18 protein-coding genes are annotated in these 25,272 nt (G+C 57.9%); 10 read left to right on the forward strand and 8 right to left on the reverse strand.

The features are described 5' to 3' along the window. Positions 1 to 109 precede the first annotated feature (109 nt). The 7 genes from ACWGTI_RS25975 to ACWGTI_RS26005 all read left to right on the forward strand — a co-directional run bounded on the left by ACWGTI_RS25975 (position 110) and on the right by ACWGTI_RS26005 (position 13,141). Entirely contained in the window at positions 110 to 2,095 is a 1,986-nt protein-coding gene (locus ACWGTI_RS25975; RefSeq protein ID WP_454589765.1) for a glycosyltransferase, read from the forward strand. Positions 2,096 to 2,246: 151 nt separating this feature from the next. After that, the gene (locus ACWGTI_RS25980; protein ID WP_454589766.1) at positions 2,247 to 4,130 is read left to right on the forward strand and encodes a glycosyltransferase; all 1,884 of its coding nucleotides are present in this window, start codon (positions 2,247 to 2,249) and stop codon (positions 4,128 to 4,130) included. A 303-nt stretch (positions 4,131 to 4,433) separates the two neighbouring features. Then, positions 4,434 to 6,824, forward strand: a complete 2,391-nt coding sequence (locus tag ACWGTI_RS25985; protein ID WP_454589767.1) for a hypothetical protein — start codon at positions 4,434 to 4,436, stop codon at positions 6,822 to 6,824. A gap of 175 nt (positions 6,825 to 6,999) precedes the next feature. Next, positions 7,000 to 8,340, forward strand: a complete 1,341-nt coding sequence (locus tag ACWGTI_RS25990; protein WP_454589768.1) for an ABC transporter permease — start codon at positions 7,000 to 7,002, stop codon at positions 8,338 to 8,340. A gap of 581 nt (positions 8,341 to 8,921) precedes the next feature. Continuing rightward, on the forward strand, positions 8,922 to 10,247 hold the full coding sequence (locus ACWGTI_RS25995) for a hypothetical protein (RefSeq protein WP_454589769.1): 1,326 nt from the start codon (positions 8,922 to 8,924) through the stop codon (positions 10,245 to 10,247). Further along, complete coding sequence (locus tag ACWGTI_RS26000) at positions 10,240 to 12,231, forward strand: hypothetical protein (RefSeq protein WP_454589770.1); 1,992 nt, start codon at positions 10,240 to 10,242, stop codon at positions 12,229 to 12,231. The genes ACWGTI_RS25995 and ACWGTI_RS26000 overlap by 8 nt, the downstream gene beginning before the upstream one ends. Positions 12,232 to 12,313: 82 nt before the next feature. Then, positions 12,314 to 13,141 carry a class I SAM-dependent methyltransferase gene (locus tag ACWGTI_RS26005; RefSeq protein WP_454589771.1) on the forward strand — a complete coding sequence of 276 codons (828 nt, stop codon included), beginning with the start codon at positions 12,314 to 12,316 and terminating at the stop codon, positions 13,139 to 13,141. A 22-nt stretch (positions 13,142 to 13,163) separates the two neighbouring features. Here the strand turns inward: ACWGTI_RS26005 and ACWGTI_RS26010 are convergent, their stop codons facing one another. Both ACWGTI_RS26010 and ACWGTI_RS26015 read right to left on the reverse strand, forming a co-directional pair. Beyond that, a complete protein-coding gene (locus ACWGTI_RS26010; protein WP_454589772.1) occupies positions 13,164 to 13,706 on the reverse strand; it encodes an NUDIX domain-containing protein in 543 nt (180 codons plus the stop codon). Positions 13,707 to 13,799: 93 nt separating this feature from the next. Then, positions 13,800 to 14,567 carry an FkbM family methyltransferase gene (locus tag ACWGTI_RS26015; protein ID WP_454589773.1) on the reverse strand — a complete coding sequence of 256 codons (768 nt, stop codon included), beginning with the start codon at positions 14,565 to 14,567 and terminating at the stop codon, positions 13,800 to 13,802. Between the two features lie 151 nt (positions 14,568 to 14,718). Here ACWGTI_RS26015 and ACWGTI_RS26020 point away from each other — a divergent pair, with 151 nt between their 5' ends. Continuing rightward, complete coding sequence (locus ACWGTI_RS26020; RefSeq protein ID WP_454589774.1) at positions 14,719 to 15,513, forward strand: 3'(2'),5'-bisphosphate nucleotidase CysQ; 795 nt, start codon at positions 14,719 to 14,721, stop codon at positions 15,511 to 15,513. 97 nt (positions 15,514 to 15,610) lie between these two features. Here ACWGTI_RS26020 and ACWGTI_RS26025 read toward each other — a convergent pair whose 3' ends face one another. The 6 genes from ACWGTI_RS26025 to ACWGTI_RS26050 form a co-directional block, all read right to left on the reverse strand. Beyond that, positions 15,611 to 17,044 (reverse strand): UDP-glucose dehydrogenase family protein, encoded by a 1,434-nt coding sequence (locus ACWGTI_RS26025; protein WP_454589775.1) that lies wholly within the window; start codon positions 17,042 to 17,044, stop codon positions 15,611 to 15,613. Positions 17,045 to 17,119: 75 nt separating this feature from the next. Further along, complete coding sequence (locus ACWGTI_RS26030; RefSeq protein ID WP_454589837.1) at positions 17,120 to 18,313, reverse strand: polysaccharide biosynthesis/export family protein; 1,194 nt, start codon at positions 18,311 to 18,313, stop codon at positions 17,120 to 17,122. A 672-nt stretch (positions 18,314 to 18,985) separates the two neighbouring features. Further along, positions 18,986 to 19,957: an NAD-dependent epimerase/dehydratase family protein gene (locus ACWGTI_RS26035; RefSeq protein WP_454589776.1), complete on the reverse strand. Its 972-nt coding sequence runs from the start codon at positions 19,955 to 19,957 to the stop codon at positions 18,986 to 18,988. Between the two features lie 109 nt (positions 19,958 to 20,066). Next, positions 20,067 to 21,272, reverse strand: a complete 1,206-nt coding sequence (locus tag ACWGTI_RS26040) for a pectate lyase family protein (RefSeq protein ID WP_454589777.1) — start codon at positions 21,270 to 21,272, stop codon at positions 20,067 to 20,069. Positions 21,273 to 21,322: 50 nt separating this feature from the next. Next, entirely contained in the window at positions 21,323 to 23,107 is a 1,785-nt protein-coding gene (locus ACWGTI_RS26045; protein ID WP_454589778.1) for an HAD-IIIC family phosphatase, read from the reverse strand. A 79-nt stretch (positions 23,108 to 23,186) separates the two neighbouring features. Next, entirely contained in the window at positions 23,187 to 23,477 is a 291-nt protein-coding gene (locus tag ACWGTI_RS26050) for an acyl carrier protein (protein ID WP_454589779.1), read from the reverse strand. A gap of 1,184 nt (positions 23,478 to 24,661) precedes the next feature. Here ACWGTI_RS26050 and ACWGTI_RS26055 point away from each other — a divergent pair. Both ACWGTI_RS26055 and ACWGTI_RS26060 read left to right on the forward strand, forming a co-directional pair. Further along, positions 24,662 to 24,877: a hypothetical protein gene (locus ACWGTI_RS26055; protein ID WP_454589780.1), complete on the forward strand. Its 216-nt coding sequence runs from the start codon at positions 24,662 to 24,664 to the stop codon at positions 24,875 to 24,877. 9 nt (positions 24,878 to 24,886) lie between these two features. Beyond that, the gene (locus tag ACWGTI_RS26060; RefSeq protein WP_454589781.1) at positions 24,887 to 25,243 is read left to right on the forward strand and encodes a DUF2958 domain-containing protein; all 357 of its coding nucleotides are present in this window, start codon (positions 24,887 to 24,889) and stop codon (positions 25,241 to 25,243) included. Positions 25,244 to 25,272 lie beyond the last annotated feature (29 nt).

Here is a 25,272-nt window from a genome sequence, read left to right on the forward strand (position 1 = left end):
CACACGTCCTTCTGCCATTCGCACGAACCAAAATCTTCACCGGGAGGCTGCGTGCCTTCCGACTAGATCGAGCGGCTCTGTTCGTCAGGCCGGGACCAGGAGTTATGCAGTGACGGCCACTATCATGAAGCTAGCCACGGGTAGGGTGGCTGCAGAAGAGCCTGAGGTCGCGCTCGTATACCGCGTGGCGGAGCTCGAGGAACGCCTTGCTGAAACCGAACTGTTCCATAACAACCGCGTGCTGAGATCACGGATCGAAAGGCTGGAGCGAGACATCACGACCTATCGCGAAGCGCGGGAGACGGCCGACTTCGCCACCATTGACCTGCGCCAAGCGCTGGAACAGTCTACAGCCTCGACCGAGGCAGTAAAGGCGTCGCCGGCCTTTCGCTTGGGCACTTTGCTCATCGAGACGTGGCGAAATTGGCGTTCGATAGGCGGGCTGCCGAGCGCCATCTCGCGGTGGTCGCGGGAGAACCGGCGGCAGCAGGAAAACGCTGAAGGATTGCTGGTTCCTGACGGTTCGGTGACCGAATACAACGCAGCAACTGAAAGAGCGTTGGAAATTGCTGGGAAACGCGGCGTACAAGAAGCCAAACGCTGGATCGCTAATCAGCATTTGCGGGATTCCGTAGCCGCACGGGCGCTTTCCGAACTCGCGTCCTTTGCACGAAGGATTGATCCAAGCGAGGCCGTACGTTTAGCGGAAGCGGCGCTGGAGGCGGATCCGCACGAGAATCGTGTCAAGCGTCTCGCATTTCTGATGGCTGAATCCGGATCAGTTACGGAAGCCGCCCAACTCCTCCGATCCGCGATCGGACGGGGTGCGAGGTTCAACGCAGCCGAGGAGGCTCGCGGTCAGGAAATGCTGGCGATGGCCGATCTGGCATCGACTGGCCTCGTCTTCGTTTCTAAGCGGAAATGGGCGCCGGCGGTGGGGGCAGCGAACCAGCGAGTGCTCATTCTTGCACCTCAAGCCTTCCCATATCACTGGTCCTCACTCTCGATGAGGACCCACGCCGTTGCAGAGAGCCTTGTACAGTCGGATATTCTTGTCGACGTCGTTACCGCTCCCGGTTACCCGGATATCGGCAACGGCAACGTGGATCAGGCCAAACGACCATCTTCACGCAATGTGGATGGCATCGACTACCATCTTCTTCCGCCTGTAAAGGCACGGCCAGGCATCACCAACGAATACGTCCAACAGGCCTCGCTCGCCTTGATGTCATGCATGCGGCGCTTGAAGACGACTGTTCTAATCGCGCCCCTGGAGTTGATGCATAGTTACCCAGCTGTAGTGGCATCTCAGAGACTGGGAGTGCCCCTGTTACTGGACTGCTGGAGCGCCAGCCCGGAGGAGGGCCAGTGCCGCACCGAGCGTGGACGGATTATGTCGCGGACCGAAGACTCATTGCTTCACTACGCGCAAGCTGCCGTGGCGCGCACGCCCGCGATTGCTACCCGGTTAGGCCTCGCGGCGCGCGGCCCGAAAGTCTTCTTGGATATGGATGGCATCCCTGGCCGCATTTCGTCCGAATCTTCATCGACGTCGCCCGAAGGTGCTGAGTTTGTCTTCGGATATGTGGGAGACAATAGCGTCGATATCGACCTCGAGAGCCTTATCACCATCGTGAAAGGTCTGGTCGCGTCCGGGGTCGATACCAGACTTGTCATTCACTCGGTCGGGACGCGCATCCAAGCCGTGCGGGACCAACTTGAGCTTGCCGGCTTGGGCCAGCGTGTCAGTGTTGTGTTGAAATCTCCTCCGGGTCGGAGAGCTGGCCTCGCCTACCAGGAGATTGACGCCATTGTTGTCCCATTCGCGCCCGAGGAGGAGGCGGTCAAGTCGCCCTACCAGATTGTGGCGGCCCTGCGACACGGCAAATGCGTGATTGTCGTTGGCGGCGAGAGTCACCAAGACTTGTTCGGTTCGGCCGTCGTCTGGGCAGAGGATACGCAATCAGCCATCGAGTCTTTGAGAGCGTTGGCTGCCGACGTGGAGCGTCGCAACCTACAGGAGTCGCAAGCGCGTGCCTGGGATGCGGCCCATCCGAGCGGAAAAGCGCTCGTAGCCGCAGTCGAGTCTCTGTGATGGACAGGCAATGACGACCGTACCTATTGCAGCCGCTCCAGAGGGCGCGGTCCGGGACATAGTTGACGACGAACTCGAGAGAGTAACGGCTGCTACCGGCATACGGATGACGTCTAGTGAACACGCGCAGCTAAAGGCACGCGTGGAAGCCATGCGCAAGACGGCAGACCTGACGCCGATGCTGGGTGAACTGTTTCCGCTGATAAGGAAACAGCCATACGACGAGCGTCTTCAGCGCCTGGTGGCCACAGCTCTGGCGCGGGTGCAAGATCCCCGCGCGGCCCTGATCTGGCGTGGAATTGACCGTCGCTTTCCTGAATCTGACACGGCGCCCGTTCGCGTTGTACGTGACATATACAGAGCCAAGGGGCTTGAAGCAGCCGAAGCCTACATCGAAAGGAAATTCCCCGAAGTCCCGGAGAAACCGATACGACGGTTCGTGCTTGCTCGGGCGCTGATCGAGGCGGGAAAGGAGGACGCCGGCGAGGATTTGCTGCGAGATCTCATAGAGGATCCCGGTTCAAACGCTTCCCTGCTCATCAAGGTTGCTCAACTCCTGCTCAGGCAGGGTTTGTTCTCCGAAGCCGAAAACGCGGCAGAGGTACTAAACTCCCGCTATGGCAATACGCCGGAGCACAATGCAGTGCTGCACGAGGTCAATCACGCTCAACGGATGGTCGGCGTGACAGGCACGCCAGATGATCACCGCTCGGCCATGCTGGTTCGGACGATCCACAAGGTTCTGGGCGAAGACCTGCCAATCTCCACATTGGTCCCCGATACCCGGTCGCTTAGCTCACTGGGTCCTGTCGTAATGATTGGTGGCTCGCTTGCGGCGGGCGGAGCTGAGCGCCAGTTCGCGGTAACAGCACTTGGCCTCCACGATGCCGCTACGGCTGGGGCGCCGATCGACGGGATCGAATTCCAGGGACCTTTGACCCTCATCTTGCGTTCGCTCACCTCTCGAGCAGGTGATGATTTCTACCTTCCCCGTCTGCGCGACGCCCACTTGCAGGTGCACGAATACTCAACGTTTCAACCCTTCGGCGGACGGCCGCGGCGATCGCTATCGAGATTCGTCGCTCCCGTCCTTCCCCATTTGCCCGGCCGAATGCGGGAAGGCATCGTTCACCTCGCCGACGCGTTGCGCTATTTGTCGCCAGAGGTGGTCCACATCTGGCAGGACGGTTCCATCCTGGCTACGGGCGCCGCGGCGGTCCTGGCCGGGATCCCTCGCATTGTCCTTGGTGTGCGTACCATGCCGCCCACCGATCGCCACGATCGAGCCAAGCCAGAATACCATCCGATCTTTTCTCATTTGCTAAGGCGACCGGGCGTGACAATGGTGTCAAACTCGCGCCTGGTCGTCGGCCGCTATGCCGACTGGCTGGGTGTGGGCCACGATAAGGTCCGCGTGATACCGAATGGTGTCGCGCCGCCTGACACCACGCCCACCCCCGAGAGTTCGGCGCAAGCTGCGCTCCTGCCACCATCCGGCAAACGTTTCGTGGTGGGCGCCGTAATGCGAATGGCCGAGGTGAAGCGGCCTTTGCTGTGGGTTGATTGTGCCGCCGCGATACTGGCGCGATGCCCGGAGGCTTACTTCATCGTCCTTGGCAAAGGCCCGCTCCTGGAAAGTGCGATCGAGCGCGCGCGCGGCCTTGGGATCGGTGATCGCATCATCTTTACCGGCACAAAACCCGATGTCGGGTTCTGGTACTCCCAGATGGACGTGTTGCTGCTGCTCTCCAAATACGAGGGCTTGCCCAACGTGTTGATCGAGGCGCAGATGTGCGGGGTACCGGTGGTCACAACGCCCGCGGGCGGATCTGCAGAGGCGCTCGAGCCAGACGTTACGGGTACCGTTCTACCCTCAATCGATGTTGATCCAGTCGCCGTGGCAGACGCCGTGCTCGCTTGGCGTCGCGATACGAACCAAAGAGCGGAATTAGCCGAGTCTCTAAAGGAATGGGCAAATGCGCACTTCTCCGTTCGCCGAATGCTCGAACTGACGGTTCAGAGCTACCTCGAATGAAAGGCCCACGGTTGGATGAGAGCGATACCTCAAAGTTGGATAGGGATATTTCTTTGGCAGGAGTGCCGCGACTGCGCTCGTCCTATGGCTGCGGTCGCGCCGGTGAGAGGTCGAGACCAGATGGCATCGGCGAGAAATGACATGCGCCTAAGTGCCATGGCCCACCGGACGGCCGAGCGACCCCTGGACTTTTTCGGAAGGCGAACATTCCTCAGTCGCGGCTTGCTTCGGCAATGCGGGGCGTCTCTTCGGTCCCATGTTGCTCAGGGCTATCAGATCGGCCTTAGTTTTGGAGGCTAAAGGATGTTGACGCGCAACAAAGCAATACTGACCGATGCGCTGCGAGATGCCGCCGCCGACGGGTCGAGAGAAATTCATGGCAGCACAGCTTCAATGATCCGGACGTTGCCGTTCGGCGGCTGCTTTCTTCATAACCCGATCAACGCCGTTTTAAGAAAAGAACAGCAGGCGAGCATCTTCACCGAAATGGGGCTCCGCGGCACTCCGTTCTCGTTATCTGCAAATACAAATCATCAGCTTATCGATTTCATAACTGGGAAGCTGAATTTCCCGGAATGGCTGAAGAACCTCGTTTATGGCGAATTTGTCGATCCGCCGAGCCCAGAAAAGGCGGAACTCGTCTACAGCGGTGATCTCGCGCTGGTTGGGATGTCAACGCCTACGGAACTGATATTCGAAAGAGCGTTGCTCAACGTAAACAAGGTTGATGAGTTTATCAAAGAAGAATTGTCAGCACTTTCCACCGAAAAAAAATTGGTGAGCAGCTGGAGAAAGGCTCTCCTGGAATCGAACGAAGACGCTCGAAAAGTTCTCTCAGAAGAGCTTTACAATACCGTACTCAAAAGTGGCAATGTTCGGGAGCACGTTCCAGACGTTGTCAGGCATACGTTGTCGCGGACACTCGATGTCGACGAGATGACTAAATCCGTGGCTGATCTGCGCGATCGGCTCGACATGCCGATGGGAATAGTTCTTTACAATTTCATGTTCATGCCGGACGGCCGTTCTGTGCAATGGCCAGCAGGCTTCAAAGGAGATTGCATCGAAGTCGCGCGTCGGCTGGACATCCCGGCTTTCGACTTTGCTCCGTTTGTGGCGCAGGAGGGGGTTGAAAAGGTGTTGATGGACGATCGACGCCACTGGAACGCGCCGTACTATTTGCCACTCGGTGAAATACTGTTCGACTTCTGCGCTGGGATCGTTGATCGGTCGCCCAAGAGGAAGGTGCCGACGACTGGGAGATATCGCCTCGAAACGCCGAGCGCCGACGCGCCGGCGGTGGGCACGGCAAAGATATCCGACAAGCCTGCGAAACCAGCATCCAAGCCGGGCAGCGTGGCGCCAAAGGCAGGCGCACCGAAGGAGACCGTAGGGAAAGGGATCGTTGCACCGGCGGTCCTCCCAACGCCTCGGATATATCAATTCGACGCTAAGACAGGAACCCACCTTCCCGAACATGCGTCGAGCATTTTTGCGGTAGTCGTGCTGGGCGGTGCTTGGGCAAATGGCTTCAATGGCGACCCCGGAGACGCGACCGTCTCCGATGTTCCAGAATATCCAGGCAAGGCTTTGATGTTCGACTTGGGGCTGCGACCACGTGGACGAGACGTGGCTAGTTTCGTCGATCTGCGCGAGCGCGGCGGCGGCGGTGCGAAGGAGACACCTTGCGCGGGGCTAGCCGATCAACTGATCCGAAATACTTCGGCCCGATTCCAAGGTTCGCCGACGATGCTGTTCTTCTCGGTCTCCAAAGGAGGTTCAGGCCTATCCGGTGCCGGCCAGACGGACGAAGATGGCCTCATGCGCGGCTCAGCCCAGCACCGCGAAGTGCTGCGCCTTGTCCACCGCGCGAGGGAGATCGCTGCTGCCCAGAAGCGCCGGCTTGAGGTTGCAGCCATCTGTTTGCTGCACGGGGAATACGAAGCCGGTCGCAACAGTTCAGGCTCTGCGTACCGCCGTGGGCTGTCTTTGCTGCAAGTCCAATACGACGCAGATATTCGCGCGCTAACCGGGCAATCCGACCCGGTTCGTCTCTATCTGACGCAAACCAACCGTGGCTCCGCCCGCTTCAAAACTCCGGAGCTAGCCATCGCCCAGCTCAACGCCAGGTTCGACAACCAATATGTTCACTGCGTAGGTCCTGTGTATTTTGCGCCGCCGGAAGCGCGGCCGGAGCGCGCGTCAATGCATTTCAAAGCCTCCGGCTATCGGCGTATCGGTCAATTGTTCGGCCGATTTCTGCTCGACGACCTATGGGGCCATCAGCGAGAGCCGTTGCGTGTAGAGGAAGCCTATTGGATGGGCCAACGGACGATCCGCCTTCGCTATAATCGTCCTATCCGCCTGGAAGAAGACAATAGTCGCGTGAACATTTCGGACCTCGGACCGGGCTTGGGAATCGACTTTCATGACGGGACCCCTTGGTCTCCCACAGTAGAGGGAGTCCGCTTGGCGAGGGACCAAGATTGTGAGCTCGATGTAGATCTCACTGCACCATCACAGGGATTCCGGAAGGTCCTCTTAATCGCGGCGCGAACAACCGGGGAGGGAGGTGTAGGAAGCCGCCACGGCGCGCGTAGCGGCATAAGGTCGAGTGCTCCTTTCGATGTCGATCCCCTGGACGGGGCCGAGCTGTTCGATTGGGCCTGTTCCGAACAGGTGGTCCTTCCATGACCTCCGGCAACTCCTATCGACGCGTGGTATCGGGAACCATAACCCGGGACCGTGCAATCTTGGGCTGCCAGGCTGACGCTAAGCCGCAGCTCGTTGTCGGGTCGCACCGCCCGGTTTTCCTCATCGGAGCCCGCCGCGCACAGGCTCGCTCAGCATGCCCCGGCCCGGGGTTCGAATGACCAACCAGGAACGGATCGAGGGATGGCGGAAAAAGCGTCAGGCCGGCCTCATGCCGACCGACCCGCAGGCAAACGCCCTTTCGGCCGCCTTTAGCCAAATCCGCGCCCTGGTCGGCGAACCAAATCGGGATATCCGCGCGATCGTGCAGATTATACTCGATGGCCTACCCGCCTTTCCTAATGCCGACCGCCGCGAACTCTACCAGCGAGTCCACGATGGAACCGACGCCGCCATCAAGGAGCGGAACCTTTCCGAAATCGCTGCGGACTATTGGACGCGGCGTGTCAAAGGCGCTGTCAGAATGCTCGAAGCTGACATGCGCAAGGAGGTCGACGTGTTCGCCGCCGGCTACCTGCCTGGCGGCCTTGCCGAATTCGATTCCAAGCTTGAAGCAGGATACCGTCTTCGCCTTCGCCAAATGCGGGTCACGCGCGCGCGCGAAGAGCGTCGCCGGGCCACTCGCGAGGATAGAGCCCATGTCATACCGGTGTTACCTGACGAAGCCGCCGACCTCGCGCGTCTTCGGCCGCTTCTGGATTATCTCCATGCGGTCCAGAGACCGACGCACCGTGGCACCGTGCCCCGCTTCCAGACCATCGGCCCGCTCTTCTTGCTTCGGCTACTGCTGATTCAAGCGGACAGCCGCATCGCGCTGATTTGGCTTTTCGTCGGCCCATTGGTCATAATGGTTCTGTGGTCATCCATGTATATTCTCAACGGGATGAGGTTCGTCCTGGGCATGGATACTGTTACATTTACCCTTACCGGTGTCGTCGTGTGGGTAATGCTACGCCAGATTGTATTCAGAAGCAGTGAAGCCTATGTCGGCGCTCGTGGATGGCTTAACCTTGAACCGATCTCGCCGGTATTGCTGTCGGCCATGACGGGCGGAGTTTATCTCCTCGTGTATCTATTCGTTTTGTCTACGATGATTGGATTGGGTCGCTTCCTGGGGGTGATTTCGCTCCCTGATGATATCCTTGGTGTCTTGTCGTGCATTGCGGGAATTGCCATCATTGCGGTGTCAATGGGATTAATATTCGCGAGCATAGCGTCAAGGTGGCACTATTTCATGCGGTTTTCTTCGGCCATCGAGCGGTTCCTTCAGGTGTTTTCTAGCGTTTTTTTCGTCTCCGAGCAGCTGCCATACGAATACAGGCGCTATTTCCTTTGGTGCCCCCTGGCTCATGGATTTCAACTTCTGCGATCGGCCTACTTCGTGGCCTACAAATCCCAGGACGCCAGCCTGAATTACTTTCTGGTTTCGATCACCGTTTTCGTCATCTCGGCGCTGGTCGCAGACCGGCTTGCGCGACCTAACCTCCAGCCCACCTAACATTATGATAATGCTCGAAAACGTACTGGATGCGCCACATATCTTTGGGGATAGCCACGTACTGTTGGAAAACGCCAACCTCGTGCTCCCGCTTGGGCGGTATGCGCTACTTTCAGCTAATCCCGAGTACCACCCGGCGCTGATCAATATTCTGGCAGGCCTGAGAACGCCACGACGAGGCTTCGTACATCGCAGCGCGTTTATCTCCTGGCCGATCGGCCGTGCGGGGTTCGTGCGCGGAAAGCTGACGGGGGTGCAGATGACAAAGTTCATCTGCTCCCTGTATGGCGTTGACTCTGGTAAGTGCCTGAATTTTCTCTCGGAGATAATGACAACGCCCGAATTCATGGAAAAAAGAATCGCAGAGTGGCCAAGTTACGTGAGATTGGAATACACGTTCGGCCTGGCGCTTGTCCCGGCGTTTGACATGTTCATAATCGATTCGTCAATACCGATAGAAGAGACAAGGTTTAGCCGGCTATGGAGATCAATATTTGAGGATCGAATCACCGGTAAAGGATTGATATTATCGACTTTTCGGGAAGAACAGCTGATTGACTATTGTACAAAGGCTCTGGTACATGAGCAAGGTAAATTCTGGATCGACGATGACCTCGAAACTTGCATTAGACGATACCCTCCTCGACAATCCCGAGCCGAGCAGCCAAGCGGCGAGGGATTTGATGGTGCCGACTTCGGAGACCCCGCTGAAGCGGATGGATTCCTCTGATGGCGCCTTGCTTGAAAGGGTGTCCACGATCGATCACCGGCGCCGCTTGCGCTCCGAGGCGCAACGACATCGGATTCGTGGGCGCCTGATGACGCTGGCGCTTGCTTTGATTCCGGTTGTCGCAGCCGGCGCCTATCTCATTTTTCTAGCAGTGCCCCAGTACCAAGCGGAGGCGCGCTTCTCGGTGCAGGCGGCTCAATTGGCCGCGGCTCCCATGGGCACCGGCTCGACGATGAGCAGCCTATTGTCGCAAGGCAACGGCGCGGCGAGCGCCGCCGCCGGTTTTGTAGATGGCTGGGCGGTTCTGGACTTCCTCAATTCCCGCGATTGCATGCAGCAGTTGGACCAGAAGATCGGCCTGGAGAAATACCTGCCCAAATCGCCGCTGGAGCTCCTGACCGGATCCAGGAAGGGCTCTAGTAACGATCCTTTCAGGGCTTATCTGAGGATGGTCCATGCTTCGTATAACATGATCGAACAGATTAATGTTGTGGAAGTCGACGGTCTTTCGCCTCCGGACTCCGAGGCGGTAGCGAACGGACTGCTCGCTGTCGTGCAGGACTTTGTCAGCCGAATGAACCAGGAGGGTATCAAAGACGCCCTTAAGGTCAGCCGAGAGGCTGTCCAGCAGGCGGAACAGCAGGGGAAGGCAGCTAACGCCGAGATCTCGCACTGGCGTTTGGAACACGGCAATATCGATCCTTCTGCCGAAGCCGGGATGCTCCTTAACCAGGTAAGTGAATTGGAGACAAACCTTACTGCGGCCGAAGTGAACCTGGCAGGCATCAAGGCACAGGGAAACCCCAAACATCCGATGCTTGCACCGGCACAGCAGCAGGTGGACGCGCTCAACAGTCGTCTAAATGATCTTCGTTCCCGTATGAGCGGCAAAGGCGACACACTTGCGTCCCAGATGAAAACCTATGTCGAACTAAGCAACCAGCAGACATTTGCAGACAGCAACTTATTGCAGGCGAGGCAGTCCTATCAGCAGGCCTTTACCAACGCCATGGCTCTGCAGAGATACCTATCAATTATTGCACGACCGGTGTCCGAAACGCAGCCGAGCATACCCAATGTTCTGATTGTACTGCTTCTGGCGCTAGGCGGCGGCTGCTGCCTTGCTGGCTGCTACAACCTTATTCAGGCGCTGTACCGCAGTTTCCGCTATGCGTGAGCAGCAGATAAGCCCGACTGCAAGCGTTCGCGCAGGATCCAGTGGCGCGCCTCTTGAGACACAAGCGAGGAAGGCCTTCGCACGCGAAGACTGGCAGCGATGCCTGGCCCACTTCCGAGCGGCGGTTGAAGCGGGAACCGTGCTCACTGCGCCGGACAAGCTGATGTCGCAAATAGCCGTAATTCGCAGCGGAGACGAGGGTGCCATCGGTTTAGATGCGGCTCTCATACGGGAGGCAAAAGGGGAGGCGGTAATACGCCGCCATCTTCTAAAGCCCTTCCACAAAGCCGAGCGTTGGGCGGCCATGGCTGCGGTCCTTGAAAAGCTCCTTATGGCTTATCCCGACCTGGTGGACGCCCGACGCACTCTAGCCAGCGTGCTGACCCGGTTGCAGCGTTGGGATGAGGCAATTGCTCACATAGACATGGCTGCGGCCGCCGAACCGGGCAACATTGCCATGCAGGCCAGCCGCATCCAATACAGAACACTGGCCCGCCAGATAGAGGCTGCCGCGGACATTGCCTGCCATCTCAAACCTCGCCTGGCGCCAAAATCGCGCGAGACTTACGTCGTTATGACAGCTCTCCTGCGCGGCGGCTTTGCCCAGGAAGCCGCCGAGATAGCGACCGCACTCGAACCGGCCGATTTCCCGGCTCCGCATCAGGCTGCAATTGCGACTGAAGCTTTGCTTGCCGCTGGCATGGCGCATAAGGCGATAGCCATGGCAGAAGCCGCCATTGCGGCTGGCCACGACTCCGGTGTTATCCGGGCTCACCTTGGCCAAGCCATGTTGGCCGCCGGCAGACCGCAAGACATTGCATCCCGGGGAGTTGAGCATCTCCGCGCCGGGGTTGAGAAGGCGCCGGAACACGGGCGCATTAACGCCCTCTACGGCGAGGCCCTGCTTCGCGCTGGTCGGCATCAGGATGCCATCGGCCCTCTCAAGAAGGCGATCGACAGCGAAATGCAGTCGCCAAAGACCATCAAGCTCTACGCCCGGGCTCTGCGTTACACCGGTCGATACGAGGAATGCGCCGATCAATATGTCCAGCTTTTGCGCGATGCGTCCGAAAGCTGGACGACGCACCGCCAGGCGGTGGGCGCCCTTTGCCAAGCGGGTCGACAGGCTGACGCCTCGGAAGTCTTCAGGGCGATGATCGCGAAACGCGATGCCGCCCTCGAACCGACCTTTGATGAGGCGCTGGCTGGACTCAGCGACAAGCTTGAAGCAGCTAAAATCCCCCAGGCAAGGCTTGAGTGGGCTTGGCGACTGCGCCAGGCTCAGGATGGAATCGACCGGGCCGTATGGGAGCGAAGGGCCCGGTGGGGCCTACTTGCCGACCTCCTTATCATCGATTGGCTGGAATGCCGCGAACAGCAAGCCGAGGAAGCGATGGGCCTGCTGGCGGACCTCACCCCTGCGGAGGAGGCCCTCAGGCCGTACAGAGGACGCGGCTTTGTTGTGGCCACTGCCCACCTGGGTCCCATGTTCTCAGGGCCAATCCTCCTTGAACTGCTAGGCCTTCCATCGCGCTGGGTCGCCTCGACGCCAAGCATAGCCGACGCGCACTACGCCGCCTCGGTCATCTCTACAAGCGATCAGACCGATTCACAGGTCGTGAAGGCATGTCTAAAGGCGCTGGATTCTCACTATGCGGTCGCCATCGCTGTCGATGGATCGGGAAAAATCGGTTCGCCCACGATACCCTTTGAGGGGCAGGACATCACCTATTCCAGCTTTGCAGCTCGGGCAGTCCACAGGGCCGAAGTGCCTTCCATCTTCTACGCGCCGCGTTGGCAGAATGGCCGCATCGAATGCGTTATCGCGCCTCTGCCGTCACCGCGTCCCGACGAGGACCTGCTCCCCTTCGCAGAGCGGTGGCGCGCAGCCTACCTGGCCAATCTGCGTACCTGTTTGGCAAGTCCGCCGGAAAATCTGCGTTTTGCAGGAGGGCTCTGGAGTTGCATCCGCCCTAGAGCATAACTGGGCACTGAATTGATATAAGTAAACGACAGGATTTTTATGAATTGTCTTGGTTAGTACTTTTATTGAGAAGGAACTTACGATGGAAAACCAAACCGCTCTAGGAGATGGCGTTATGACACACGAGGAAATCTCAGATCAGACGTTCGAAAAAATTCGACGGACTACAGCCGGAATGCTGAAGTCCGATGTATACAAGGCGATCTATGAAGCGGCGCTTGATGTCGAGAAAGGAATTTACGTAGATATTGGTCCCGCCCAAGGGGGTAGCACGATCTCGATAGCCCTCGGGCGTCAAGTCGCCGGGCGGCAGGATCTAATCTACTCAGCCGACGTCTTCACGGCTTCGAATGCATTGAAAAGCTCTGATGTGAACACCAACGTGAGAGTCCTCCAGGAGAACCTGGCGGCATTCGGACTGGGGGAAGATATAAATATCATCGTCGTGGGTCAGCAGGACATCGCAACGACAATTCCCTTGGACGCAGCCATAGGCCTCTTCTTTGTTGACGCCGATGGCGCACTGGATCGCGATTTTGAGCAGTTTTACGACAGGATAGTGCCCGGCGGCATCATTATACTGGACGACTGTGAAAACAAGAGTACTGACAAGTACATTCAGTATCCGCCAGACAGGCTCGAAAAATACGTGAAGTCAAAGGGCGCAAAGAAGATCAGCGATCTTACACCACTGGGCAAGCACTATACCGTATATAAATTTACGAGGAAGCTTGTTGAGCTTGGGCTCATGGAAGAAATAAAGACGATAAATAATACTATCTTCCTGCGTAAAATCGGAGGTAAGAGTTATGTGGCCAGCGGGGCGCATCAAGCCTTATCGGATACACGAGACTCTATAGCTCGCGAGTTCTTTGAAGCGCGCAACGCATTCTTTGACATGGCGGGGTAGGAACGTCCTGGCTGCGAAAAGCTCAGGTCCCTCTCAGTTTGTCTTTTTGCCAAGGCAATTCTGTTAGGGGGCCAGGCAAGGTGGCAATTCCTGCAGGAGCGGGAGCCTGGCCCCCCGGGCTGGTAGCGATCCCTGCGCGGCGCAGCGCAGGGGCTTCGCCGAAAAGTTCCGGCGCGGTCACGAGATGCGCTTCGACCGGCTTGGCCAAGGGTAGCCGAACGATTTCACTCCGCCAGAAATATGCTGCTCCTGCCCCCTCCCGGACCCGAAAGTCACCCCATTCGACGGTATGGCGGAATAGAAAAAGGTAGGAGTCGCCCTTCGTGGAGGTCCGGACATCCAGGAGGCTGAAATCTTCTGGCGTTGCGGCGAGCTCGAGCTCTTCCCTAATCTCGCGGGCTGCTCCATGGGCGGGGGTTTCGTCCGACGTCGATAGTCGGCCGCCCCACAAACCCCACCGCAAAGCGAAGACAGGAGCGAACGCATCACGGAACTGAAGCAGTGTGCGTCTTTTGGAGTCGCGAACGAGGATGTTTACATTCAGTACGGCCACGCGGCCCTCCATCTCAGATTTCGGGGGAGCGTCTTGCGCCGTTAAGACGGGACAGCTCTTGCAGCTTTGCGATCGCCCACCGCGCAAATTCCTAGGCGCAATCCCTCAGTTTGCACGTGCAGTTGATAGAAGATCCTGGCAAAACCGGATCAAGGCAGCATCAAAGCGGGTCGTATCGAGGGCGAGCACGTCATGCCTATCAAAGAGAAGGGCATAGCCGAGGCCGGTCAGCCAATCGCGTAGGTCGGACGACACCTCGGCCGAAAGATGCACATGCTCGAACTGCACGACGTTGGGTTTGTGGCTTGAAAAATCATAGGTGCGCAGCACGACCGCGTCGCACCCTTCAGTATCAACGACCAGCACGTGCGGTTCTGTATGGCCGGTCTCGACGAGCAGGGTGGCGAGACGGCGGGTTGGCACCTCGATCGTGAAAATCTCGGATCGCAGATCGTCGTACTTCGGTTCGTGGCGCAATATTGTTTCCAACGAGAAACTGCTGAGAACGTCGCAACCCTTAACCACATGCATCGTCTTCTCGCCTTCATCCGGCCAAATCGCCACGTTGGCGAAATCCACGCCGGACGGCGCCTCGTAAGAGGATTTTAGTCTGTCGAAGGCCTGGGGGACCGGCTCGATGAGCAGGCCCTGCCAGCCGCGCCGGAGGACGTGGCGACGCAACGGATCGGTCCCCATGCCGTCATTGGTGCCCACTTGAACGAAACGGACAACTCCCTGGCGGCTCAGTTCATCGAATATGTAGTTGCGCACCACTGCATAGATGAATTTGGTGTTCCGCGGTTCAGGAGCGGAGAAAACTGACTCGGAAATACTTGCAATGCCCTTCCAGCCAAGTCTTTTTCTAAGGCTCATGGCTTTTGCAAATCCTACGGTTTGAATTACCGATCAATAATTACCAGAGTATCAGGGTAGGTCAATCCTCACAAATGTCTAAAATGTCGCATAGATAACTAAATTGAATAGCCGGCAACCTACATGAAAGCAAATAGTTGGAAAAGTTTTTATGGATTTGTTGAAAGCGCGCAACTTGATGGTTGCTGCCGCCCACGAAGCGGGCGAAATCGGCATGAAGTTCTTCAAAGCCGGAGACACTAGTCCGTCTCGAAAACCAGATCAGTCGCCCGTTACCGCAGCGGACCTTGCCATCGACGCGTTGCTCCAGGAACGGCTTACGTCTTTCTGCCCGGATATTGGATGGTTGTCGGAAGAGCGACCGGATTCCTCCCATCGGCTGAGCCACCGGCGGGTCTGGATCGTAGATCCGATCGACGGTACAAGGGGCTTTGTGGCTGGAACTGATGAGTGGACGATATCACTTGCCTTGGTGGAGGATGGTCGACCCGTCGCTGCCGTACTTTTCCGCCCGGCGACCGACGACCTGTACCATGCCGTGCTCGGCGGCGGGGCCTTTCTTAACGGCCAGCAATTGCGGGTATCCGATGGCTCTTTGGAAAGCATTCGCGTCTTCACCGGTCCCAAGAAAGTGTTGCAGGAGGCGGCGTCGGATATGCCCGAAGCGGTCTGGATACGCAGTTCCTCGTCCCTGGCCTTGCGTATTGGTTTTCTAGCCGCTGGTGTGATCGATACTGCACTGGTCAAGGCGGGCGCACGCGATTGGGATGTCGCCGCTGCCGATCTCATCCTGTCGGAAGCGGGCGGATATCTTACCACGACTGATGGTGCCAGGTTGGTTTACAACCGGCCGTCGGTACGCCATACCGCGTTAATTGGCGCAGGCCCTTGTCGGCACGTAGCCTTCGTTTCGGCTTTTCGGGCCGGAATCCTGCATTTCGACTGATCCTCATCATTTTGGGGTAGGCCCTACAAATACCTTGTTCCGCAACGAACGGATGCACTGCCGAGAGGGCGGAATAGCCCGGGACATCCACGGTTGATCAAGTGCCCGAGCGGACCTGCCCGGAGAACAGATCATCGCTTGCCCGCGCAAGGGTATCCCGCATTGCGAGAAGGGTCTCCGCTCTTGCGGTACCGCCCGATTGAAGGGAATCGCCGCGTCCGACGGCGTAATAAAGCAGGCCGTGCTTCATGACCTCGGCAGGCTCGTAGAGATTGCGCCCGTCTACAACGATCGGAAACGTGAGGGTCTTGGCCAACCAGTGAAAATCGACCACCCGGAATTGTTTCCATTCAGTGCAGATTACGAGTGCATCGGCGCCTACAACGGCTTCCTTTGCAGTAGCGCAAAAAGCAATGTCGCCCACCGTGGACAGACGTCGCTCTGCCTCGTGCATGGCCTCCGGATCGAATGCCCTGACCGTGGCCCCTGCGTTGACTGCGGCTTCGATGAGAACACAGGAAGGCGCATCGCGCATGTCATCAGTGTTCGGCTTGAAGGATAATCCCCACACCGCAATTGTCCGCCCGGCGAGGTCGCCATTGAACGCTGCTGAAAGCTTCGAAAATAGCGTCTGTTGCTGTGCAGCATTCACGGTCTCGACGGAGGCGAGAAGATGCGGCTCATGATTGACGCTGCGTGCCATATGCACAAGCGCGCGGACGTCCTTCGGAAAGCATGAGCCTCCATAGCCGGCACCAGGATAAATGAAGTGATAGCCAATTCGAGGATCGGAACCGATGCCTCGGCGAACCTGCTCGATGTCCACCCCGAGGCCTTCGGCGATGTTGGCGACCTCGTTCATGAAGCTGATCTTTGTCGCCAGCATCGCATTGGCGGCATATTTGGTCAGTTCCGCTTCGCGTATGCCCATGAACATAAGCTTGTCGTGATTGCGATTATAGGGGGCGTAGCATTCGCGCATAGCCTCTCGAACGCGCTCCGAGTCCGTACCCACGACGATTCGTGCTCCTCGAGAAAAATCCTCGATGGCACTGCCTTCCTTGAGAAACTCGGGATTGGAGCAGACATCGAAAGAGATGGACACGCCACGCTTGTCGAGCCGCTCCACGATTCTGGCGCGAACCTTTTCGGCTGTTCCGACGGGGACAGTCGACTTGTCAACCACAACCGCATAGCTGGCGAGGTGGTCTCCGATCGTTTTGGCCACACTCAGCACATGCTTCAGGTCAGCTGAGCCATTCTCTCCGGACGGCGTGCCGACTGCAATGAAAACAAGCTCTGCATCCTGGAGCGCAATTGACGGATCCGTCGTGAACGACAGGCGGCCTTGTTCCGCATTGCGGGAGATCAATTCACCCAGTCCGGGCTCAAATATGGGGATCTCGCCATGTTGCAAAAGGTCCACTTTGGCGGAGTCGGTATCGACACCTACAATGTGGTGACCGACGTCGGCCAGACAGGCTCCCGTGACCAAGCCCACGTAGCCAGACCCGAAGATGGCAATTTTCATTTCAGACCTCTTCTATACCGAAATAGAATGTGGGTTGCGGAGGCCAGCCAGAGTTAACGCGGCCCATTAGTGAGATCAGAATGAACTCACTCCGCGTGCGATGTTGAGGGGTTGGGCCACCAACGAAAGAAAGTACTGCAGCTCGACAGCCGGATGCCGCGACGCGTAAATGACATCGCGGTTCTTGACCTGGAAGGTCTGGCCATTGACCAGGCTATCAGGTCTGTTCATGTCAAGGCGGTAAACGATAGGGTACTTGCCGTCTTTGTTTGGCGTCAGCCCCTTGGAAACGAGCTCATCAAATCGCTTGCCGCCAAGCAGCGTCCGCACGATTCCTTCCTCTTCGTAGCGGAAGACGAAGAAGCCAGAGGCGCTTACGTTGCGGTCATTGCCCCCGCCGGCAAGCGCGATCGCCTCCAGCAAGTTCAGGTCATTGGCGCCGAATGCAATCCGATTGTTGCTGGTTGTCTGCCCCAGCATGGTGAATGTCCTCGGATCATGCGAAACAAAGATCTGGTCGTTCGGCTGGATGAAAACATTGTTGGTCGGGCTTTCGATGATTGTCTTCATCAGCGCCGTTGCGGTTCTGGTTCCGCGGGTCAGCGTCACGTAAGTTTCATATGGCGGATCAACAGGTCCTCCGGCCTTCGCTATGACATCCATCAGCCGGTTGCCGTTCAGGTTCAGCGGGACCTGGGCCGATGCCTTCACCGAACCCGTGACAGTGGCCACGCGCGAATCCGTCCCGAGACTGGTGACAATGACATCGGGCTCCACGGCTTTCCCGCTCAAGGCGGCAAGAATGGATTTTCGGGTTTGTTCGGGTGTGCGGCCAGCGAAGCGGATCAGTCCGGCGTAGGGGATAGGAACATTCCCGTCCGGCTGCACCTCCAGGTCCAGACTCATCTGCTTGGAGTCCTTAGTAGAAAACAATCCGGTATCGCTGGCCTCAAAGATAATCACGCGCACGCGGTCCCCGACACCGAATACCGCGGTGTTCAGCGGGCCGCCTATGCCGAATCTCTTGCTGAAAATCTGAGACGAGTAGTCGGCAACCAGGCGGGAGCTGTAACCGTCAATGTCTACGACGTCGAACACAGCCGCATTTGACCGACGCTGTTCCGGGCCGGATTTTCCGGATGCCGCCAATATCGTGCTGGCATCAGGGCCTGCCCCGGGGACGACTTGGCAGCCTACCAAGGGTGCCATGACGACGCACAGAGCGAACACCTTCGTTCGCAAACGGCTTCTGGACGGCCTGTCAGGCATGGCGTCCCGACTCCAGCCGTGCAGCGGTGAAACGGCCTCGCATTGCGAACTGCTGCTCATCGAACGCGCCTTTCGGCCTGCAGTCGCGTGAGGGCCTCAATGATATCCGGCAATGGTCGCGGGCGGTCGGACAGAGCAGTGAAAAAATCCTCTGACGGCGTAGAGTTTGCAGCGGGGGTGGCGCCGCGTCGTGATGCGGTGCCCGCGAGCGAGGCGCTGCGGGGTCCGCTTGTTGACCGTGATCCAGAACATCCGGCCACAAGAATCGGCGTCAGCGCTGCCAGCGCGATAGGGGCGGGGGCGTCATAAACCGGTTGGACTATATAGTATCCGGGCTCCGCCGATTCATCGAGGTGGGCATCCCTCGTGAACCGCCATTCGTCGGCGGGCTGAGACTTTACGCGATAGACGTAGCCGAACGGCTTCGGCTGTACGGCCGCCGGCGGGGTTTCGCAGGATAGGGCAAGGCGGTCGAGCTCGGCGCGCATTCCACCAATGTCGGTGATCGTTCGAACACCGCCGCTGCCCGAGAATATCCTAAGCTCAACACGAGCGGATAGATCGGCAGAGGCATTTGGGGTCTCGCTCATCTGTCGACTCTTCAAGGCTGCTGGTGCAGGGCAAACAGACGTACACGAGACTGGCTCGCCCGCTGCGTTGGTTGGCAACCGCTTAAACGGCATAGTATTCGCGATACCATTTGACGAATTGCGGAATTCCGCAGTCTATAGACGTGGACGACGAGAAACCGAGATCCAATTGGGAGTCCAGAGTGTCAGCGGATGTTCTCTCAACATCCCCGGGCTGCATAGGCATAAACTGGATCTGCGCTTTCCGCTCGAGCGCGGACTCAAGCACAGATATGAAATCTGTGAGTTTCTCCGATTTGCTATTCCCAAGATTGTAAACCCTATGCGGCGGCAAAATAGTCGGAGGCCGCTCCATGGCGGCAATTATACCCGACACAATATCGTCTATATAGGAAAAATCACGCCACATCTCTCCATTGTTGAATACATTAATGGGAGATCCTTCTAAAATGGCCTTCGAGAATAACATGGGAGCCATGTCTGGCCTGCCCCAAGGCCCATAAACTGTGAAGAACCGCAAGCCCGTTAGTCTAAGCCCGTAAAGGTGCGAATACGTGTATGAAATAAGTTCGTCGGCCCTTTTTGTCGCAGCGTAAAGGGACTGCGGCTCATCGGCTGGCGTATCGACAGAAAAAGGAACTGCGGAATTGTTTCCATATACAGAGGACGAACTGGCATAAACAGTGTGCACAAGCTGCTTTAGCTTACGGGCAAGTTCGAGGATAATGACATGCCCCATGATGTTAGATGTGACGTATGCATACGGGTCGATCAGTGAGTACCGAACGCCAGCCTGAGCGCCAAGATGAACAATATGGGTGATGTCTGGATAAGTCTCTGCCAACTCGAGCATTCTGTCCCGGTCGGACAAGTCAAGCCGATGGAAAATGAAGCCTTTTTGTGCGGTCAGTTTCTTGAGCCTGGCCTCCTTGAGGCTAACCTCATAATAGGAATTGAGGTTGTCTACACCGACGACCTCTTGCCCTCGCGCCAAGAGGGCGCCGGCGACGTGATATCCAATAAACCCAGCGGCGCCAGTCACCAGGATTGTCATTTGCCTACCTCTTGAATGGCCCGTAAGGGGATGGGAGCTTGCGTTCGGCGGCATTATCCAGACTTGGATTGCCGCTGCTCTGGATCTGGTTTAGCCGAGCCTCAAAGACCTACTGCACGCCGATGCCCGCAGGACATCGATCGATCGCGTAGCGAGTCTCCTCTGGTGTATTTCCCGCCTCACCGCGTATAAGCGCCGCTAATCCGGTGCTGGGTGCCTGAAAGGACGTGCAGTAGGACGGCATAGGCACCTTTTCCGGTTTGTAGTCCTCAATCCCCTGACGCGCGTCGCCGAGGTAGAGGTTGTCGCGAATGCGAATAAACGCCTTGAGATCGTGTTGATATTGGTACCGCCCGGTCGTCGCATCGTAGTTCTTTTCGTCCGCTTTGCCGTTGGGCAGCTGGGAATTGGCAGGCGCACTGGAGATATATTTGCAATAGTTCATCTCCGGTCCTTCCTTAGTTGCAAAGGTGCCGGGCTCCCGGCAGGACCGCGCGGCACTGTTGACGAAGATGTTTCCTTCGACCAGGGCGCTCGCTTCGAGGCTGAAACTCATGCCATAGACATCCCAATTCTCCAGCAGGTTGTTGTAAGCGTGCAAATGGCCAATTTGCACTCTCGGGTTTCGCTGGACGGTATTCAGGAAATAGGAGTGATGAAGCGTGACGCGCGCGATCTTGTCCCTGTCGTAGAAAGCAAAAAGGTCCTTCGAAGGAAGATTATTGATCAGCATCACCTTGTTGTGGTCGTGGAACTTCACCCACGAGATTGTCACGTCTGTGGAACCGCTCTTCACGTTGATAAGCCGATCGATGAAGCGTGAAAGATCCAGATGATCCACCCAGATGTCGTTTGAAAAATTCGCAATATTGACTGCCTGAGCGATTGTCTTGAATCGCCCGTCAATCGTCAGATGTGTAAGGATGACGCTGTGGGTGTGATCGGTGATGCTCGACCCGTAGTCGTGGAGCGTGATTATATGGCCGCGCCCGTCGACGGTGGTGTCGGAAGGAACCTTAAGTTGCGATTTCAATTCGATGGTCATATCGCTCGCAAAGCGGATCCATCGCCTGCCGTGGCCCGACAGCGCCTCTCGGAGCGAGCCGGGGCCGGAGTCCGAGGCTGATGTCACGGTCACGAACGCCCCGTTCAGCCCGCCTTCTGCTAGACGCCCATAGCCTTCCCGCTGGCTCAACAGCGATTGAACGAACGGGCACGCCTGGGTAGGCGAGGTGCAATCGTCTGCCGCTCTCGGACCTGGCATGAAGCAGGCCAGGGACAGCACAACCGTTACGGCAGCTGCGGCGACCTTCACGAACGGTCGCTCACAGAAAGCACGAGATAATGGAGCAAGCTTCATGGGCCTCAAAGCGCGCTTTCGATCTTCATGGGCAAGGATTGCAATGTATCGTCCCTGATGGAGACTTCGTAATAGACGGCGCCGTCGGCGTGCTCCTTCACCCGTGTCATTCCCAGCCGATCGAAATGCTCGCTCACCATCCCGTTCTTCTTGGTCGGCAGATAGCTGGCGTTCAGCGTGCGGACGCCCCGCTTCGCCAAGCTATTCAAAAGAACGCCGTAGATGGCCTCCTCAACCTTGCGGCCCAGGACGCGGCAACTCATGAGCCAGTCGGTAACCGTGGCACTGGCGCCGTCGATCGAGCTGGTCACCACGCCGATCAGCCCTAGGTCACCGAAGCGGTCGCTAAGCTTTGCCTGAAGCGTGACGATCGAGGGGTCCCCCTCCATAGAGGCGACCTCGTTCTCCGTGAGCCGCCTCGTAAGCAAGTTGAACTGATTGGATTTGTTCATTAACTGCGTGACCCTCGCGCGGTTTGAGGCGTCAATCGGCCCACATCGCAGTACCATGTCGAGAGAGGTGAGGTAGTCGCCAAGATCGCGCGCCTTGGCAAAGACTTCGGCGCGCTGTGCATCTTGCGCATACGAGGCCGCGCGCAGAACGTCGTCGCCGTTGAAGCTCACTGCTTCAAAGTATCCCGCTGCCAGTAGGGTGGGTGCGAAATATGCGGGGTCGGCGGGGAGTTCCGGAACAGCTACCATTGGCAGGGCCGCCCGAACGTGGCCGCGTTCGGCCGGATTGTCGTCCAGCAACACCAGCGAATCGATCCCGATGTTGAGCGCGTTGGCAATCGCCTCAAGGTTCGACGACTTGTCAGTCCAGTTGGCCTGAAAAACGGCGATGTCGTTCTCTTTTAGGATCATCTCCGTGTGCTTCCGGAACGCCGAACGGGCAACCTCGTCGTCGTTTTTCGAGCTGACCGCCAGGATAACGCCGCGCTCTTTTAGAGCCTTTGCGGTGCGCTGAACGCTCAGAAAGGCTTCGCCGGCGGCCGAACCCTGACCGAGCACAATCCCCTCGAGCCCCTCGTCACCAATCGCCCCGCCCCAAAGTGTGTTATCGAGATCCAGCACCAGGCATTTGCGGGCCTTACCCCGAATGGCGCCGAGTAACCGGCCCAGGCGGTCGGTGTAAAGAGCGCTGAAAGCCGGCGCGAAAGGTTGTTTTTGCGCGTTCCACGTAACGGGATCGAACCACTCGGCCACCCCGACCGAGTTCGCTATGGCGGCTACATCCAGTACGTAGGCGCCTTCGTCCCTCGCAAAGGCGAGGATGGCCTGGTTGACCAGGGCAATCTTCGACGCGAGAGATCCCGTCAGGCTTCGCTCGAAGCTGCCGAACAGCGCCTCACCGGGCGTCGCGAGCAGGGACAGGACCGGGGTTCCCCCGCTGTTGGTCTTGAAGTGGCGCGCCGCCTGGAGCAGTCGGGTCACAGCCCCTTCAACCTCTGCGCCAGATGGATCCACCGCCAAGCCAAGCCCAAGCCAGCGGTGGTCCACCGCCAGGAATACGGCGTCCGGATTGCTGGCGTTGACTTTCGACGTCGCGGCGAGTGCCTCTTGCATCACCACGTCGAAATCAGTTTCGATGACCTCAAGGGCGACGCCATGTCTCGCGGCCGCCGCCGCCAGATGGTCGACCACGAAGTCCATTGTCGCGTTTGAGACTATCGCCAGCTTGAAAGTTGAGAGGGGGCCCAAATCTTTTCCGGCCGCCTGCGCCTTGGCCATCGCACGGCGGAAGCCTAAGGCCTCGATTCCGTTGAGGCGGAAGCAGGACAGGCTTTGCAAATGTAGGCCCACCTCTTTTTCTATGCCGGCGAGGGCGCGGCATCGCGCTGAATAATCTGCCGGCGCCTCAGGGAGCCAATTAAGATCTCGCACTGTGCATTCCTCCAGCGCCCGACAGATCAGACCTCGCAGCCAATTTGGAAGATATCAGCGCGACCAACTCTCCAACATTCTCAGGCGCTGTAATCTCCTCGGGCGTGAATCTTATTTCGAACGCTTCTTCGATTGCCATGATGAGGCGGATATGGTTGGTACTATCCCAATCTGCGACGTCATCTGCTGTTGTTTCGTTGGTTGCGACCAAGTCTTCTTCGTCGAAGACATCCTTCATTAGACCATTGACCGAGGACAATATCCTGAGGTGGTCCATGCTCCATTTCCTTCTTCTGGCAGACTAGTCGCCCTTGCTTGGTGGACACAGAACCACTCTGGACCTCTCAAAGAGCAATCTAACCTAGCGGTGCTCCAAAGCTCCCAGGGCCGGCGGGGCAAGCTCTGAACCATCGTTGCAACCCTTGTCAATGGGTTTTTGGAAATAGACCCAAAGATGACAACTCTGCGACAGAGGACTGATGATAAAAACGCGCAAAAGGCATGATAACATTACTGTTATCTGTCAGAACACGAGGAACAGACTTCGGTATTACAATTGCGTTTTCGAGGTGCGTTACTCGCACAGCAGTTCCTCTGACCGGGAAGGAGAAGGGTCATTCGTGAATCTCAATCGATTAAACTGCGATTTGGGGACATTGATCTCGGCCGCTGAGAGCTTTGTGAACTTGGCTCGCCTTCATATGCCGCGCGTAACGCGCCGGGTCGCTGCGAAGAAGCTTCAAAAAGGCCAGAATCTGGCTGGGGCTTTCCAGAAGTCGGCTTGATCTCGGCTCCGTTCATCGACTGGACAAGATCCGCAAGGATGACATTGCCAGGGCTGTAAAACATCACACCTGACTGGATCCATGTTCGCTCTCACAAACGCCTGGGCGGGCCAAGCCATCTGCTCTCTCACCCTCGAGCGACAAGGTGGGCTCTTAGAATCTGACAATCTCAAGAGGTAGCGGGCGAGGGCACTATCCTTGGTCCGCCCGTCACCGGCGGAGATGCGAAACCGACAACTATGGATGCGCATGCACCCCCCTGCAGAGTGCTTCTCCGTCATGGTCAGATCCCAATCGATCGCGACCGTGCCGGGCCGGCGGGTTTCGCGTCGACGGCATTGCAGGACTCAAGGGAAGCGGGCTCACGTCGCAGAGTTCATGGTTGACCACGCTAGGCGATCCATCGGGAAGGCTTATTTCCTAGTCCGACGGTCGCCAGTCGGCGTAATCGGCCGAAGCCCGGTCGGGGTCGTCGCATATCGTGATGTGGCTTGGCCTTTCCTGTTGCTGGATTGCCCGGAGCTGATGACGTTCCCTTCTATCCGGCCCAGCCGTCTTGTCCCGTTCCTGCCCGCTCCATTCGCTGCGCTCCCGTGTTGAGGACAAGCCGGCTCTGCGCGCCGTCTCCTTTGGAACCGTCCCCCGGGACAGAAACCAGCAACCAAAGGAAAAGACCATGACCAACAGACGTAACACCGAAACGAAACCCGAGCCGAAATCGCCGCTCTACCACGCCTATACCGTGCGCGACGGCAAGGAAGGCCAGAAGGGCTTCTGGACCCGCATCGGCTCCTTCTTCGCCCATGACGACGGCGAGGGCGGCACGCTCCTCCTCGAGGCCTTGCCCATCGACGGCCGCGTTGTCCTCCGCGCACCGAAGTCCGACGAGTAGGAGGCGGCCATGCAGATCCTGCCCCAGAGTCTGCGGGAAAAGCTGCTGGCGAATGGCCGCCAGCAGCAGCCCCTCCGCGGGACCGCACACGAAATCGACTTCGTCCCCGTCGTCAAGCTATTCACCCCGGACGCCGGCGCGACCTGGCTCCTGACCGAAATCGACCCGGATGACCCGGATATCGCGTTCGGACTCTGCGACCTCGGGCTTGGCTGTCCGGAAATCGGCAACGTAAGCCTCTCCGAGCTGTCTGCGCTGCGCGGGCAACTGGGCCTGCCGATTGAGCGAGACCTGTATTTCGAGGCGGACAAGCCCCTGTCGGTCTATGCCAGCGAGGCTCGACGCCTCGGTCGTATCCGGGTGTAGACGCTTCCGGCGTCGCTCAACGCCGTCCG

This window comes from Mesorhizobium sp. ArgA1 (assembly GCF_053714375.1).